Below are 15699 nucleotides of genomic sequence, written 5' to 3' on the forward strand. Positions count from 1 at the left end.
CATGACCAACTACGTTTCCGGCGCCCCCACCGTTACCGACATGCGTGTCGTGCCCGTCGCGGGCCAGGACAGCATGCTGCTCAACCTCTCCGGCGCGCACGGCGCCTGGTTCACCCGCAACATCGTGATCCTCACCGACAGCGCCGGCAACACGGGCCTGGGCGAAGTGCCGGGCGGCGAGAAGATCCGGCAGACGCTGGAAGACGCGCGCTCCCTCGTGATCGGCAAGAGCCTGGGCGAATACAACAACATCCTCAACGCGATGCGCAGCACGTTCGCCGAACGCGACGCCGGTGGCCGCGGCCAGCAGACCTTCGACCTGCGCATCACGATCCACGCCGTGACGGCGATGGAATCGGCGCTGCTCGATTTGCTGGGCCAGTTCATGAACGTGCCCGTGGCTGATCTGCTGGGCGAGGGCCGGCAGCGCGACAAGGTGGAGATGCTCGGCTACCTGTTTTATGTCGGCGACCGCAGGAAAACCAATCTGGACTACCGCGCCGAACCGGATGCCGGCGACGCGTGGTTCCGCCTGCGCAATGAAGAAGCCTTGACGCCCGAAAGCATCGTGCGCCTGGCCGAGGCCACGCGCGAGCGCTACGGTTTCAACGACTTCAAGCTGAAGGGCGGCGTGCTGAGCGCCGACGCGGAGATGGAAGCGATCGTCGCGCTGCACGAGCGCTTTCCCGAAGCGCGCGTGACGCTGGACCCGAACGGCGCCTGGTCGCTGCAGGAAGCGGTCCGCGTGTGCCGCGACAAGCACGGCATCCTCGCCTATGCGGAAGACCCGTGCGGCGCCGAGAACGGTTTCTCGGGCCGCGAAGTGATGGCCGAGTTCCGCCGCGCCACGGGCCTGCCGACGGCCACCAACATGATCGCCACCGACTGGCGCCAGATGGCCCACTCGATCCAGCTGCAGTCGGTCGACATTCCGCTGGCCGACCCGCACTTCTGGACCATGCAGGGCTCCGTGCGCGTGGCGCAGCTGTGCCAGATGTTCGGCCTCACGTGGGGTTCGCACTCGAACAACCATTTCGACATTTCGCTGGCGATGTTCACGCACGTGGGCGCGGCGGCGCCGGGCAAGGTGACGGCGATCGACACGCACTGGATCTGGCAGGACGGCCAGCGCCTGACGAAGGAGCCGATGCGGATCGAAGGCGGTTTCATCGCCATTCCGCAAAAGCCGGGCCTGGGCATCGAGCTCGATGAGGCGGAACTGGAAAAGGCGCACCAGGCGTACAAGAACATGGGGCTCGGTGCGCGCGACGATGCGGCGGCCATGCAGTTCCTCGTGCCGAACTGGCAGTTCGACAACAAGAAGCCTTGCCTGGTGCGCTGATCGCGCCGTCGTCGATCGAGCCATCGCTCATCGTGCCGGTCCGCTGGGCCGGCAGTTCACCAGGCAGTACAGCGTTCCGCCGGTCACCGGGTACACTAACGGCTTCCCATCCGCACTGCATGAATGAACCGATGAAGATTTCCCAACGCGCGCAAGCCGTCGACCCGTTTTTCGCCATGGAATTCGGCAAGCGCGCCGCTGCCCTGGCCGAGCTTGGCCATGACGTGATCCGGCTCAGCCTCGGCGAGCCCGATTTCGGTGCCCCGCCCGCCGTGCTCCGCGCCGCGGCCGCCGCGGCGGAACATGGCGCCCTCCCCTACACCGCCGCGCTGGGCCTGCCGGCGCTGCGCGCCGCCATCGCCGGGTTCTACCTGCGCGAACATGGCGTGACGATCTCGCCGGAACGCATCATCGTCACGGCCGGCGCCTCCGCCGCGCTGCTGCTGGTGACGGCCGCCCTGGTCGATCCGGGCGACGAAGTCATCGTGGGCGATCCGTCCTATCCGTGCAACCGCCAGTTCCTCAGCAGCTTCGGCGCCGACGTCAAACTGGTGGCGACGGATGCCGCGACGCGCTTCCAGCTCAGTGAATCGTCCGTGCGCGCGAACTGGACTGCGGGCACGCGCGGCGTGATGGTGGCAACGCCGTCGAACCCCACGGGCACCTCGGTACTGCCCGGCGAACTGGCCGCCATCTGCGCGTGGGCCCGCGAGCATGACGCCTGGCGGATCGTCGACGAGATCTACCTGAACCTGGGCGACCGCGATGCTTCGGGCAGGCCGCCGCGCACCGTGCTGCTGTCGGACGACGATGCCATCGTCATCAACAGCTTTTCGAAGTATTTCGGGATGACGGGCTGGCGGCTCGGCTGGTGCGTGGTGCCCGAGGCGCTCGTGCCCACGATGGAGCGGCTGGCGCAGAATTACTATATCTGCCCGTCCACCATCGCCCAGCAGGCGGCGCTGGCATGCTTCACGCCCGAGTCGCTGGCCGTGTGCGAAGAGCGCCGCGTTGAATTCGCGCGACGCCGGGAACTCGTGCTCGACGGCCTCGCGCGCATCGGCCTGCCGGTGCCCGTGCCCCCGGACGGCGCGTTCTATGTGTATTTCGATGTCCGCTCCACAGGATTGACATCGTGGCAGTTCTGCGAACGCGTGTTGCAGGAAGTGCACGTGGCACTCACGCCGGGCAAGGATTTCGGCCACTGCGAAGCGGATGCCTATGTACGGCTGTCTTATGCGGCCAGTGCCGCCCAGCTGGCCGAAGCCATCAGGCGGCTGGCGACCTTCATGGCAAGCCTGCGCCACGCCGGCACGGCTGCCACCCTGGCGATCGCTGGACAATAAGACAATCCGGGCCTGCTGCCTGCGCGGCGCTGTATGCACCGCGCCACTTTCCCGCTGGACTTGTGAAATATTTGTATCCTTGGGGCAATTTAATTACCGAGTGGGTTACAATCTCGTCCAGGCGCTGCGAACAGCGCACGCTTCGCAAGTCCCCAAACGAGTTTCCGCGCCGACTACCCAATCTCCGTGTGTTGTTGGGACTTCAAATGTTTTCAAACGACTTTTGATGCATTACTGATACCAGCTGCCGGGATACCGTGATCCGTCTTGCTGGCGGAGATTTCGTGTTGTCCCTGCACCTTGCCACCCCCAGTCTCAGTATCGACCGCCGCCGCGCGGAATTCGCCGACCCCGCCGTCGAAGACCGCTTCGTTCGCCACCTGCTGCCACAACGCAATGCCCAACTGAAGGGCAGCCTGCTGTTCGCGGCCGGCTTCTACGTGCTGTTCGGCGTGACCGATTTCGCCACGCTGGGGTTCACCCATGTGGCGTGGGCTCTCGTTGCCCTGCGGCTGATCGTGGCGCTGGTGGCCCTGGGCGGCCATTTCGCGATTCGCCGCCGCCCCGAGTCGGTACGCGTTTCCATCTCGGCCGCCTGCGCGCTGCTCGTCGTGGCGCTGGCCGCCTTCATGGTGGTGTCGTGGTACCAGCCGGAGGCCATGGCGTGGAACACGATGTCGCAGGCCCTGATCCTGATGGCCGTGTATGTCAACTTCCCGAACCGCTTCGTGTATTCGGTGGCGATCGGCGTCGGATCGAGCGTGGTGTTCGGCACCATGCTGGCAGTGCAAGGTTTCCTGAAGGCGGACGACCTGCTCACCCTGGTGTTGCTGCTGATTCTCGCCAACGCGCTCGGCTACATCGCCGCCATGCGCTTCCACCTGGCCCAGCGCCTGCAGTTTCGCTGCGCCATGCTCGAACGGCGGCAGGCGGACCGCGACCCGCTGACCGGCTGCTACAACCGGCGCGTGCTGCACAATGGCCTGCTCGATGCGGAACTGGCCCGCGCGCGCCGCTACGGCACCGCGTTATCCGTGATCATGTGCGACATCGACCACTTCAAGCGCATCAACGATACCCATGGCCATACGGCCGGCGACCAGGTACTGGCCGACTTTGCCCGCATGCTGATGGCGATGACGCGCGACACGGTGGACAGCGTGGTTCGCTACGGTGGCGAGGAATTCCTGATCGTGCTGCCTGAAACCGATCTGGCCGGCGCGCAGGCGCTGGCCGAACAGATCCGGCGAGCCTTTGCCGGTGCCACCAGCCACCTGGAATCCGGCACGTCCGTATCCGCGACGGCCAGCTTCGGGATCGCCGCGGTGCCGGCCATGCATGCCGAACCGTCGGCATCGGGAGGACGGCTGATCGATGCCGCCGATGCCGAGCTCTATGCGGCCAAGCGTGGCGGGCGCAATGCGGTGCGGGGCGGCAATGTGGAACCGGGAGCGCTGCGCGCGGCTGGCTGAAGCCGCCGACGGGCGGCAAGACTGCGGCGACGCCACGTTGCGAAATGCGATGCCGTTTTTCCACCCGTCCGGCCGCAGACAGGGAAGGCATTCGTTTGCAGCATCGCTGCGGATGAAGAAATCATCGTTGTCGTAGTACGATGGGCACGTGGATCGAGGACGGCCTGGCGGGGCTGGCCGCATTCGGCGCCTGCCCCGACACGCTCGCCGCCGACGGGCGGCCGTTCCTGACCATCCGCCAGCAGGGGCCGATTCCCGGCGCAGGCGCGGCCGGCCGCCCTGCGCGACGATTCGGCGGACGTGGCGCGCAAGGCCGATGCCGCGCTGCTGCGCCGGCGGGCGGGCGAAGCCTGCAAGAGGCCGGGGATTCAGGCGCATGCGCCTGCCGGAAACGATCATCGTGCGTCGCCGGTCGTTTCGGCCGCGGCGTCCACTGCAGCAGGAGGTGCGCAATGAACCGTCCCACCGTTCCCGCCGGCGCCACCGCCGGCGCCACCGCCGTCGGCTACTTCGGCAAGGTCCCCAGCCGCGGCGATTTCGTCAAGGGCGGCGGCAACCCCGCCCTGCTCAAGCTGCTCGACGACTGGCTGGCCAAGGCAATGGACCTGATGAGCGCCGACGCGCGCTGGAAACTGTCCTACGACGCGGTCGCGCCGCTCAACTTCGCCATCATCGGCCCGCGCCGGCGCCATGCGATCGCCGGCCATATCGTGGCCAGCCGCGACCGGTCGCAGCGGCGCTTCCCGTTCCTGATGATGGGCACCCTGGAGGTGCCCGAACCGGGCGCCTTCATGGGCGATGCGCCGCTGGTGCTGAACCGCCTGTGGCACCGCCTGGAAGCGCTCAGTCACGAAGTGGTGAGCGCGCCGGATGCCGGCGCCCCGCTGCACGCCGCGGCGGGCCAGCTCATCGAGCTGGACCTGCGCGCGGCCGCCTATGGCGCGGTGTTCGCGGATTTCCTCGCATTGCAGACCGTGGGCGGCGTGCAGGCGCAGCTGGCGCAGGGCGGCTTCGCGGGCTCCGTGCGCCAGGTGCTGCTGGCTTTGGGCATGCTGCTCCAGCCGGTGCTGGCCAGCGGTTCCAGCCGCCTGGAAAAGAGCCTGGTACTGCCGCTCCCCGTCGACCCGATGCACCGCGGCCTGGTGGCGGCGTTCTGGATGCACCTGGTGACGCCGTTCCTGGCGCGCGCCGATTTCGAGCTGGCGCTGTTCGTCACGCGCCTGGCCGGACGCCCCACCCTGGTGCTGGGCTTCTCCGGCGCGTCGGCGTACACGCTGCAGGCCATCATGGACCCGCAGGCCGGCCTGGACCGCCACATCGCCTTCGACGAACTGGATTGGGTGGAAGACCAGGTGAACGACGACGACGCCGTGAAGGACCTGTCCACGTATCTGGCCCGGCCCGAGCTGTCCCTCAAGTCCGCGTTCGATTCCGTGTGCACGGCCTTCACTGGAACCTGAAGATATTGAAGATGTCCCCGTCTCGCTCCGGACACATCACGGCTGCGGATCCCAGCCGGCACCGTTCCCGAACCCTGCGAATACCTTCGCACGCGTCGCGAAGCCCGTCTCCACGTCGCCGGCACTGAGCTGGAAGCCACCCACCCGCGCAGCCAGGTCGATGGGCGTGCCGGCCAGGTCGGTGGTACCGTATTCGCGCCAGCCGGAGGCGGCGTTCGGCTCGACCGGGTTGGGCGCCGGCTGGTTGTTCACGCCCAGGCCTGCCCAGCCGACCGGGGCCACGTGACGGTCCATGCGGCAGTTGATGAAGGCGATGTTGTCCCAGCTCGACGTGCCGCCCGGGCTGCGCGCCAGGTAGGTCGCGCCGTCCGGCACATCGCCATGCAACGGGCCCGGGCCGGGGCCATGGGTCAGCGTGCTGTTGAGGAATACGAAGCCCTTGTCGGTGGCCGCCGGCACGCGGGCCTGCAGCACGTAGCCGCCGCCCGTGGCGCTGGTACTGTCGCCCACCGAGCGGATCTCGCTTTCCTCGAACAGCGCGGCGCGGCTGCCGCCCCAGATGAAGTCAACGTTGCCCGCCACCAGCGTGCGGTAGAACCACGACCAGCCTTTCAGGTTCAGCGTGTCCTGCTCGCTGTGGAAGGCCGCGTCCTTCGCCACCAGCCGGCCGCCATCGCTGTTGAAGTACAGCGTTTCTGCCTGGGCCGAAATCGATGGCGAGCGCAGTGTCGTGTTATTGAAGGTGAGCGTTTCGAGGCTGAGCATGTCGACCGCTTCGACCAGCATGATCGAGCGCCCGCCGCGGGCGCCGCTGGTGCTGGCACCCTGGCTCGAACCGGTACCCGAGTTCAGCGAATCGTTGTTGGTGTAGCGGATCACGGTGCCGTCGCGGCTCTCGCCCACGATGCGCACGTTGTCCTTGTTGCGCAGGTAGAGCAGCTCCTGGTAGGCGCCGTTTTTCACGCGGATGGTGACCGGATCTTCCTTGGCGAAATACCGCATCGCATGGTTGAGCGCTCCCTGCACCGTGCGGAAATCCGCGGCGCCATCGTCGTCGACCGTGACGGTGTCGCCGGCCGGCGCGTCGCCGCGGGTGGTGAACGACCAGCCACCCAGCCTGCCGATACCGGCGAACGGCACGCCGCCCAGCGTGGTGCCGGTGAACACGCCATCCGACACGGCGACGTAGTATTCGGTGCCGTAGTCGAGCTTGCTGCTGTGCAGCTTGATCGTTGCGGTATTGCCCTCGATCGTGATCGGCGTCGTGTTCACCTTGCGCACCATGTCCTGGCCGGGATAGCCGATCGTGTCGGTTTCACCGGTCAGGCGCACCACGTCGACCAGCGCATCGTCGGCGCTGCGGAACACGCGGATGCTGCCGCCGCTGCCCAGCACGGGCGGCCTGTCGAACACCAGCTTGAGCGACAGGTCGACCGGCTCGCCGCCGGCCTGCGCGGCCGGGTAGGTGGCGTTGTCGAGCTGGTAGGTCTGCGTCGGTTGCGCGAAGCGTGGCGCGATGGTGGCGGCGATCGTGCGCGTCAGCAGCGGATCCGAACCGGACGTGAACACGATGTTCGCCGTGCCGGAACCGACCGGCGTGATCGTGGCGAGGTTGCCGTCGAGGGCCACCGAGGCCACCGCCGGGTTGCTCGATACCGCGGTGTAGCTGTCCGTGGTGCTGTCCGGCGCGCGCGCATTGACCCTGACCTGCAGCGGCACGTCGCCCGCTTCCGCGACATACGTGGTGACGGCCGGTTCGAGCGAGAGCTGCGCGGGTTTCAGGGCCGGATCGCCAACCCGCACATCATCGATCTGGAACGACTTGTTGGCCGTGTACACGCCCACCAGGCCGCGCGCGGCAAATGCCGTGTCGGTGACCGAGCCGAGGTTTTCGCCATCGAGGTAGACGGTCAGCGTGCTGCCGATCATCTCGAAACGCACGGTGTAGAACGGGCCATCCATCGCAATTGCCTTGCGCACCTGTTTCGGACGGCTCAGCGAACCGGCGAACATCTTCGCGATCTCGACCTGCGTGCTGGCGGTGCTGTTCTGCACGTTCAGGCCGCCGCCATACCAGTTCTGCGCATCGACATAGCGCGTGACCAGGTACAGGTGCTTGTTGCCGGTGGTGCCGTTCGTCATCGGGCGGATGCGCGCCTCGACGAAGTAGTCGCCGGACGGCACCTTGTCCAGCACTGCCGGCTTGAGCAGCGCGAGCACGCCGCCCGTGGATGCGGCCGTGTACTGCAGCACCTTGTTGGCGCTGCCGGCCACCTCATCCTGCACGCGGAAGCTGCCGTTCGGGCCGGGCACGGGCAGCAGGTCCCATTTCGCCGCGTTATTACCCTGGAAGTCGTCGCAGAAGTACAGGCCCGAAGCCGGGCACACGAGGCTCGGGCCGGTGTCGATCGTGGTGCTGCCGGTACCGGTGACCGCGGTTTTCAGCTTGCCCCCGCCGGCCTGCGCCAGCGCATTCGCCTTGACCAGCGCCACCGGCCGCGGGCTGTAGGCATACGGTGGTGTCCAGCTGACGGCTGGGGAAACGCCGCAGGTGCCCAGCGCCGCCGCGTTCAGCAGCGAGCCGCTGTCCTTGAACGCGCCGGCGATGGCGCCGGAAAAGTCCTTTACGACGTCCGGGCAGGCCCGCGCGCCCGCCACCTCGAACACGTTGTTGTTCGACAGGATCTTGGCCGCGGTGCCCACGCCGACGGCATAGCTTACCGGGTACACGGCATGCGAGCGGGAGCCGGCATAGTAATTGTTGAACAGGTGGACCTGGCCGAAGCGCACGCGCGGTGCGCGGCTGGCCACGTCGCGGAACACGTTGTTGCTGAAGGTGACGCGCAGCTTGCCTTCGTCGCCGGTCGCGCCGTCGCTGCCGCCGACCAGGTTGTTCTTGTTGTGCTTCTCGAACAGGTTGTACGACACGGTCACGTAGTCGGAGCCGTTGGTGATGTCGAGCGCGCCGTCGTGGCACTGCTTCACGTGGCCATTCTCGATGGGCAGCAGATCGTCCGTCACCGGCGCATCCGTGAAGCTCACATGGTCGACCCACACGTGGCTCGAACCCGAGATGCCGATGGCGTCGAATGCCGAATTCCAGTTGCCGGACGAGCCGTCGGTCGGATCCCACACGGGGCCCACGTCGCAGGGATTGGCCACCTTCAGGTTGCGGATGATGACCTGCGAAACGTTGGACACGAGGATGTGGCCGTTGACGATGCCGGCGCCGGCGTTGGCGCCGATCAGCGTGGTGTTGCTCTTGAGGCGGATGGCGCCGCGCGCAGCCTGGTCGGCGCTGCTGGCAAAGGGCTGGCCTTCGCTCATGTCGATGGCGCCGGCCACCTTGATGATCTTGGCCTCGGTGCCGCCGTTGTAGATCGCCGCGAGCAGCTGCGCGCGGTTGGCGACGGTATAGATCTGCGCGGCCGGGGCGCTGGAACCGCCCTGTGTGCCGCCGCCCTGGCTGGCCCACCCGTCGGATGGCGCGTGCTGGCGTGCCGGGTCGACCGGATCAGCCGTGCGGCCGGGCGCGGCGCACGACAGGAATGCGGCGCACAGCGCCGCCTTGAATGCAAGATGTCGCATGTATTGCTCCTTGATGGAGGAACGGATTGTGGTGCGGGCCGGGCCCGCGGATGCGCTGCAGAGCGCTGCTGAACGCTGCCGTGGCGGCGATCAGCGGCCGCGCGGCGAACGTCCCGTGCGCATGCGCCGCGTGACGCCCAGGCCCACGAGACCGGCGGCCAGCAGCGCGATGCTCGACGGCTCGGGCACGGCCGCGGCCGTGCTCACCTGTGCCGTCACCGAGCCGAATTCGTTCCACTGCACGCCGGCGAGGTCGAGGGCGATGGTGTGCGTATCGATGATCGACAGGCCCGGCATGCCGCTGGCGCCATCGGTGCCGACGAAGGTGAAGGCGCTGATCGGGCTGGCCAGGCTGGTGCCGAAATCGAAGCGCATGCTGTAGGCGCCCGTTGGGACCGCGCCGTTGGCGATCACGGTCAATGCGCCGCCGGCGGAAAAGTCGATCCCGAACAGGAAGTCGTCGGTCAGGAACTCGACCCCGGTGCCGGTGGGATCGAGCATGCTGGTGTTCGTGCCCGGCCCGGTGACGAAACCGTGGTCCAGGCCGAGCATGCCGGTGGCGCTGCCGTTGTAGGTGGCCGTGATCGTGGCGTCCTGCAGCGGCAGCACGCCCGCATGCGCGGTGCTCAGGGCCAGGGCGGCAATCGCCACGGCCGTGGATAGGTAGTGGGTGTTCAAGCGTGTCTCCGATCTGTTTTTATGATGTCGGGAGCGCCGCGGGGAGCGGTCGCCGTGGAACACCTCGCGTGTCCCGCGCCGCTTCGAGGGTGGCCGGGCCGATGGCGGCCGGGCCTTGCTCGAAGACGGTCAGTAGTACGGTGCTGCGGCCGGAAGGTTGCAGGAATGCCAGCTCATCCGGTCAGGCCCATTCTAGATTGGTCAGGCCAAAATGGCAACATCGCGCTTGCTCGGGGTGTTGCGCTTTTTACACCAGCCGCAGCCGCCACTACGATGCTACGGCGGCTGCCAGCCCGGCATGCTCCGCGCAGTCGGTAAAGCCCAGCAGCGGGAAACGGTCCCGCAGCGAATCGAGGAACCATTTGCAGCGCCGGTCGGTACCGTCGAGGCGCCAGCGGACGGCGATGGAATTGCCCGCGAGCGCGCCTTCATGCAGCGTGTCGAACAACGCGAACAGCATTTTCTCGCTGCCGGTATCGATGGCGCTGAGGGCAATGTCGACATCGAACGCATCGCGGCTGCGCCGGTCGAGGCATGCCCGCAGGCGGCCGATCAGCGGGGCATAGAAGGCTCTTGCGTCGTCGGGGCGCGACACGCCGGCCAGCGTCAGCCGGCGAGTGGCCGTATCGAGCATGACCGCCGGCAGCCCGGCCGGTGTGCTGCAGGAATCATCTTCCGCCCAGGTGGCGGCTCGCGGACGGGGGAGCGAAAAAACCGGTAACGGCATGGCGATGGGAGTCGGGTTCGGACAGCGCGCATTGTAGGGACCGGGCATGACGGCAACGTGACAGGCAGCACCCGGTCCACGGCGGCAAGCATCCGTGCGCCGGGCGGTAATGCCGCTGACACATTCATTGCTTAAGATCGCGGCACCAGCTGGCGGCGCCTGCGCCAGGCACGCGGCCCGCACGTCATGCACGCCACGCACGTCATGCAAAAGGCGGAATGCGGCGTAAAAAAGGCAGTCCGGACAGAGACAAGACGGGGCATTTTGCTTAAAATGCCAATCTCCCCCATTCGGCCACCCCTTCGAGAAGAATGCCAGAAGTCCCGTAATGCCTCCAGCCCTGTCACGCATCCTCATCTGCCGCACCGATAACATCGGCGACGTCGTGCTGACCCTGCCGCTGGCCGGGTACCTGAAGCAGCTCATCCCGGGCGTCACCGTGGACATGCTGTGCCGCGGCTATGCGGCGCCCGTCGTGCGCTGCTGCGACGCCGTCGACCACGTGCTCGCGCTCGAGGAAGTGGATGCCGACACCCTGTTCGAGGGTGGCCGGTACGACACCGTCATCTTCGCCTTCCCCCATCGTGCGCTGGCGCTGGCGGCGCGCCGCGCCAGGGTGCCGAACCGTGTCGGCAGCAGCCACCGCCTGCACCACTGGTGGACCTGCAACCGGCTCGCGCATTTCAGCCGCGTGCGCTCGCGCCTGCACGAGGCGCAGCTCAATTTCGCATTACTGAAACCGCTCGACATCGACTACATGCCGTCGCTGGCGGAGATCCCTCCGCTGTACCGCCTGCATGCGCCGCGCTCGCCGGAGATTGCCGCCATGTTCGATGCCGCGCCCTTCAACCTGATCCTGCATCCCAAGTCGAACGGCAACGGCCGGGAATGGCCTCTCGAGCGTTACGCCGAACTCGCCGCGCGGTTGCAGGGCGATCCCGGCATCGCGATCTGGATCACCGGCAGCCCTGCCGAGGGCGAGCTGCTGGCGCGCGATGCCGGCACGCTGCTGGCCAGCCCCAATGTGCGCAACCTGTGCGGCCGCCTCGACCTCGAAGGCCTGGTCGCGCTGATCGGCATGGCCGACGGGCTGGTAGCGAGCGGCACCGGGCCGCTGCACGTCGCGGCGGCCCTCGGGCGCAACGCGCTTGGCCTGTTCCCGCCCGTGCAGCCGATCGACATTATCCGCTGGGGCGCCCTCGGCACGAACGCCACGTCGCTTGCCACGGCGAGGCAGTGCGACACCTGTACCGGCCCGCAAGCATGCGTGTGCATGCAGGCGATCACCGCCGCGCAGGTGGCCGAGGTGATCTCGCGGTGGCGCGACCGCGCCGTGGCATGCCATGCCGGGGGACGGCTGGCGGACACCGGATTATGACGTCGAGGCTGCTGCTCACGCTCGATTCCATGCGCTTTGAAAATACCGGCCTGCACACGTTCGGCCGGAGCCTCGGCCGCGAACTGGTGCGGCAGGGCGCGGGCAGTTTCGTCACGAGCGCCTACACGTATCCACCGCAGCATGGGGTGCTGGGCCCGCAGGCTTCCTACGTGGACCATCGCAGGTACCACCGCTGGATTTTCCCGCGGGCGCGACACTACGACGTGGTGCACTTTACCGACCAGTATTGCCGCTTCGGCCCCGACCGCGTGCGCGCCAGGACGGTCATGACCGTGCACGACATGAACCAGGTGCACGAACAGCCGGCGGGCAGCCGCAAGCTGCAAAGGTATCTGCGCAGGATGGCGCGCAAGATCGACGGTGTCGACCGCGTGGTCGCGATCTCGGAATTCGTGAAAACGGACATCCTGCGCTTCTTTCCCGATGCCGCGCACAAGATCTCGGTCATCCACAACGGCGCCGATGCCAGCTTTGCGCCGGAGGGCCACGCGCCGCGCTTCGTGCCGCCGGGCCGTTTCCTGTTCACGGTAGGCATGGTATGCCCGAAGAAGAACTTCCACGTGCTCGTGCCGCTGGTGCGGTCGACGGACTGCACGCTGGTGATCGCCGGCGTGGTCAAGGAAGAATACAGGCAGAAGATCCTGGCCGAGGCGGCGCGCTTCGGCGTGTCGGACCAGGTGGCGATCACGGGCCCCGTCAGCCAGGCCGACAAGGACTGGTACTACGCCCATTGCGAGGCCTTCCTGTTTCCCTCGCTCGCCGAAGGGTTCGGCCTGCCGGTCATCGAGGCCATGCATCACGGGTGCCCCGTGTTCCTGTCGCGCCTGACCAGCCTGCCCGAGGTGGGCGGCGACGTGGCCAGCTATTTCGATCACTTCGATCCGGAGCACATGCGCGAGGTCCTTGCCACCGGGCTGGCGCGCTTCCAGGGCGACGATGGCGGCGCGGCGGGCGCGGCGCGTGCCCGCGCGCATGCCATGCGGTTCACGTGGCAAAAGGCCGCCGCCGCCTACCTCGACCTGTACCGCCAGTGCCTGGCCGCATAGGCCGGCGCGCCCGCCCTGCCCGCGTTCTCTCAGAATATTGACTGCAACGGGCGGAATCCGGCACTACAATTGATCGTTTGGCGAATGCGCCGCGCACGCCGCTCCAGCGGCTGCGCCGCCTGCCGTGGCAACCGACAACCGACCGATTACATGATCATTTCATCCGCGACCGATTTCCGTGCGGCGGCACGCCGCAAGCTGCCTCCGTTCCTCTTCCACTACCTCGATGGCGGCGCCGGTGCCGAGCAGACACTGGGCGCCAACGTCAGCGACCTGCAGGAGGTGAAACTGCGCCAGCGCGTGCTGAAGGGATCGGAGCAGCTCGACCTGTCCACGGAGTGGTTCGGCACACGCCATGAATTACCGATCGCGCTGGCCCCGGTGGGCCTGACCGGCATGTATGCGCGGCGCGGCGAAGTGCAGGCGGTGCGCGCGGCCTGCAAGCGCGGCATCCCGTTCATCCAGTCCACCGTTTCCGTGTGCCCGCTGTCGGAGGTGGCCGCCGCCGCGGACAAGCCGATCTGGTTCCAGCTGTATGTGCTGAAGGACCGCAGCTTCATGCGCGACGTGCTGCAGCGCGCCAGGGCGCTGGGCGCTTCCACGCTCGTGTTCACCGTCGACATGCCGGTACCCGGCGCCCGCTACCGCGACGCGCACAGCGGCATGAGCGGCCCGAACGGCCCGCTGCGGCGCATGCTGCAGGCCATGACGCATCCGCGCTGGGCATGGGACGTGGGCCTGTTCGGCCGCCCCCACGACCTGGGCAACATCTCGGCCTACCGCGGCCATGCGACCGGCCTGGCCGACTATATCGGCTGGCTCGGCGCGAACTTCGATCCGGCGATCGGCTGGCAGGACCTGCAGTGGATCCGCGACGAATGGCAAGGCCCGATGGTCATCAAGGGCATCCTGGACGCGGACGACGCGCGCGACGCGGTGGCGTTCGGCGCCGATGGCATCGTCGTGTCGAACCATGGCGGGCGCCAGCTCGATGGCGCGCTGTCGACCGCCCGCGCCCTGCCGGCGATCGCCGATGCCGTCAAGGGCAGGACGACGATCTTCGCCGATGGCGGCGCGCGCACCGGCACCGACGTGTTCCGGCTGCTGGCCCTGGGCGCCGACGGCGTGCTGCTGGGCCGCGCGTTCGTGTACGCTCTGGCAGCCCAGGGCGAAGCCGGCGTCGCGAAACTGCTGGCCATCATGGAAAAGGATATCCGGACCAATATGGTGCTGACCGGCGTGAGATCCGTGCGCGAGATCGGGCCGGAAGTGCTGGCGCGGTGACTTGCGGCCGGCGTCATGCCGGCCACACAGACACCGGGATGTTGCGTCTGTCCGCCTTCGGGCAGCGAGCGGTTGCTGGCTGTACGCTCTCTCCGCAGCGCTGCCGGCGTGCGAACCGACCGCACTTTGGGCGACGGCGCATCCAGCAGAGGGGCCGGCGCCTGGCTCGCGCCGTGCCTGCGCCTGAGTCGCCGCCTGGACCGCAGATCCGTGGGCGTGAGCGTGGGCGTCGAAACGCGCCAGGAACGAGATTGTTCGCAAGCGCTCGCCCGCACCTTCACGAGGGTATCGCATCGCCAAGCCGATGGAAATCGAAGCCTTTGCCAGGCAGCTTGAGAAGTGATGCAAACGCTTGAATTTGCTCTGCAATAATTTGCAGCCTCCCCCGCCCTCGGATCTTCACTCCAGTGCGCTTGTACCACAATGAATTGTCATTGTTGTGGACATAAATTTCCCGCTCCGCCAATATTGCAGACACTTTCTGTATCAAAAAGACTGCTACATACGATCAGTTCGACTCTACCGTCAACCAACAGTATTGGAGCCAGCATGCCATTGACAAACCGTCTTGCCGCCGAGTTTTTCGGCACCATGTGGCTTGTTCTGGGAGGGTGCGGCAGCGCCGTTCTGGCGGCCGCCTTCCCGGCGCTGGGCATCGGCTTTGTCGGCGTGTCGCTTGCCTTCGGACTCACCGTTCTCACGATGGCCTATGCGATCGGCCATGTTTCCGGCTGCCACCTCAATCCCGCCGTCTCGGTGGGACTGGTGATCGGCGGGCGCTTCAAGGCGAAAGACCTGTTGCCCTACATCGTCGCCCAGGTGGCTGGCGCAATCGTCGCAGCCGGCGTGCTGTATCTGATCGCTTCGGGCAAGGCGGGATTCGACGTCACGGGTGGCTTTGCTTCGAACGGCTATGGCGAGCATTCCCCTGGCGGCTACTCGCTTACCGCTGCCCTGGTATGCGAGTTTGTGATGACGTTCTTTTTCCTGATGATCATCCTTGGCGCGACGGATGAGCGGGCGCCGTCCGGCTTTGCACCGATCGCCATCGGCCTGGCGCTCACCTTGATCCACCTGATCAGTATTCCGGTGACCAACACATCGGTCAATCCCGCACGCAGCACCGGGCCGGCGCTGTTCGTGGGCGGTTGGGCGATATCGCAGCTGTGGCTGTTCTGGATTGCCCCACTGCTGGGCGCCGCGTTGGCGGGTGTTGCCTATCGTATTGTCAGCGGTGAACGCAGCCAGGCCGCGGGGATCGAAGGGCCGGCGGACGCCAGCCAACTGGCAAAAGCCCGGCTATGATGCGTGGTGGTTTGCGGTATCGGCGCTGACGACTGTTCATTGGCATGGAGGC

General features: G+C 67.1%; 11 protein-coding genes. 8 read left to right on the forward strand and 3 right to left on the reverse strand.

Annotation, left to right across the window (positions count from 1 at the left end):
* Position 1: 1 nt before the first annotated feature.
* The 4 genes from gudD to tagF all read left to right on the forward strand — a co-directional run bounded on the left by gudD (position 2) and on the right by tagF (position 5620).
* The gene (gene gudD / locus ACY65G_RS19765) at positions 2–1342 is read left to right on the forward strand and encodes a glucarate dehydratase (RefSeq protein WP_464999003.1); all 1341 of its coding nucleotides are present in this window, start codon (positions 2–4) and stop codon (positions 1340–1342) included.
* Positions 1343–1473: 131 nt separating this feature from the next.
* On the forward strand, positions 1474–2688 hold the full coding sequence (locus ACY65G_RS19770) for a pyridoxal phosphate-dependent aminotransferase (protein ID WP_464999004.1): 1215 nt from the start codon (positions 1474–1476) through the stop codon (positions 2686–2688).
* Between the two features lie 284 nt (positions 2689–2972).
* Positions 2973–4160 carry a GGDEF domain-containing protein gene (locus ACY65G_RS19775; protein ID WP_464999005.1) on the forward strand — a complete coding sequence of 396 codons (1188 nt, stop codon included), beginning with the start codon at positions 2973–2975 and terminating at the stop codon, positions 4158–4160.
* A gap of 452 nt (positions 4161–4612) precedes the next feature.
* Positions 4613–5620, forward strand: a complete 1008-nt coding sequence (gene tagF / locus ACY65G_RS19780; RefSeq protein WP_464999006.1) for a type VI secretion system-associated protein TagF — start codon at positions 4613–4615, stop codon at positions 5618–5620.
* Between the two features lie 36 nt (positions 5621–5656).
* Here tagF and ACY65G_RS19785 read toward each other — a convergent pair whose 3' ends face one another.
* From ACY65G_RS19785 to ACY65G_RS19795, 3 genes are all read right to left on the reverse strand, one after another.
* Complete coding sequence (locus tag ACY65G_RS19785) at positions 5657–9208, reverse strand: pectinesterase family protein (protein WP_464999007.1); 3552 nt, start codon at positions 9206–9208, stop codon at positions 5657–5659.
* A gap of 90 nt (positions 9209–9298) precedes the next feature.
* A complete protein-coding gene (locus ACY65G_RS19790) occupies positions 9299–9886 on the reverse strand; it encodes a PEP-CTERM sorting domain-containing protein (RefSeq protein ID WP_464999008.1) in 588 nt (195 codons plus the stop codon).
* 268 nt (positions 9887–10154) lie between these two features.
* Positions 10155–10520 (reverse strand): SiaC family regulatory phosphoprotein, encoded by a 366-nt coding sequence (locus ACY65G_RS19795; protein ID WP_464999009.1) that lies wholly within the window; start codon positions 10518–10520, stop codon positions 10155–10157.
* Between the two features lie 421 nt (positions 10521–10941).
* On the opposite strand from ACY65G_RS19795, the gene ACY65G_RS19800 reads away from it, so the two are divergent.
* The 4 genes from ACY65G_RS19800 (at position 10942) to aqpZ (ending at position 15647) form a co-directional block, all read left to right on the forward strand.
* Positions 10942–11991: a glycosyltransferase family 9 protein gene (locus ACY65G_RS19800; protein WP_464999010.1), complete on the forward strand. Its 1050-nt coding sequence runs from the start codon at positions 10942–10944 to the stop codon at positions 11989–11991.
* Positions 11988–13058, forward strand: coding sequence for a glycosyltransferase family 4 protein (locus tag ACY65G_RS19805; protein ID WP_464999011.1), 1071 nt, complete (start codon positions 11988–11990; stop codon positions 13056–13058). The genes ACY65G_RS19800 and ACY65G_RS19805 overlap by 4 nt, the downstream gene beginning before the upstream one ends.
* Positions 13059–13208: 150 nt before the next feature.
* Entirely contained in the window at positions 13209–14342 is a 1134-nt protein-coding gene (lldD, locus tag ACY65G_RS19810; RefSeq protein ID WP_464999012.1) for an FMN-dependent L-lactate dehydrogenase LldD, read from the forward strand.
* 549 nt (positions 14343–14891) lie between these two features.
* Entirely contained in the window at positions 14892–15647 is a 756-nt protein-coding gene (gene aqpZ, locus ACY65G_RS19815) for an aquaporin Z (protein WP_464999013.1), read from the forward strand.
* The last annotated feature ends 52 nt before the right edge of the window (positions 15648–15699 follow it).

It is taken from the genome of Pseudoduganella sp. jia 12 (genome assembly GCF_055502675.1).

What these genes read in the sequence shown, in the direction of transcription:
- ACY65G_RS19770 (WP_464999004.1), top strand. Translation starts at nt 1,474, where the DNA reads ATGAAGATTTCCCAACGCGCGCAAGCCGTCGACCCGTTTTTCGCCATG.
- ACY65G_RS19800 (WP_464999010.1), top strand. Translation starts at nt 10,942, where the DNA reads ATGCCTCCAGCCCTGTCACGCATCCTCATCTGCCGCACCGATAACATC.
- ACY65G_RS19785 (WP_464999007.1), bottom strand. Translation starts at nt 9,208, where the DNA reads ATGCGACATCTTGCATTCAAGGCGGCGCTGTGCGCCGCATTCCTGTCG.
- tagF (WP_464999006.1), top strand. Translation starts at nt 4,613, where the DNA reads ATGAACCGTCCCACCGTTCCCGCCGGCGCCACCGCCGGCGCCACCGCC.
- lldD (WP_464999012.1), top strand. Translation starts at nt 13,209, where the DNA reads ATGATCATTTCATCCGCGACCGATTTCCGTGCGGCGGCACGCCGCAAG.
- ACY65G_RS19805 (WP_464999011.1), top strand. Translation starts at nt 11,988, where the DNA reads ATGACGTCGAGGCTGCTGCTCACGCTCGATTCCATGCGCTTTGAAAAT.
- gudD (WP_464999003.1), top strand. Translation starts at nt 2, where the DNA reads ATGACCAACTACGTTTCCGGCGCCCCCACCGTTACCGACATGCGTGTC.
- ACY65G_RS19795 (WP_464999009.1), bottom strand. Translation starts at nt 10,520, where the DNA reads ATGCTCGATACGGCCACTCGCCGGCTGACGCTGGCCGGCGTGTCGCGC.
- aqpZ (WP_464999013.1), top strand. Translation starts at nt 14,892, where the DNA reads ATGCCATTGACAAACCGTCTTGCCGCCGAGTTTTTCGGCACCATGTGG.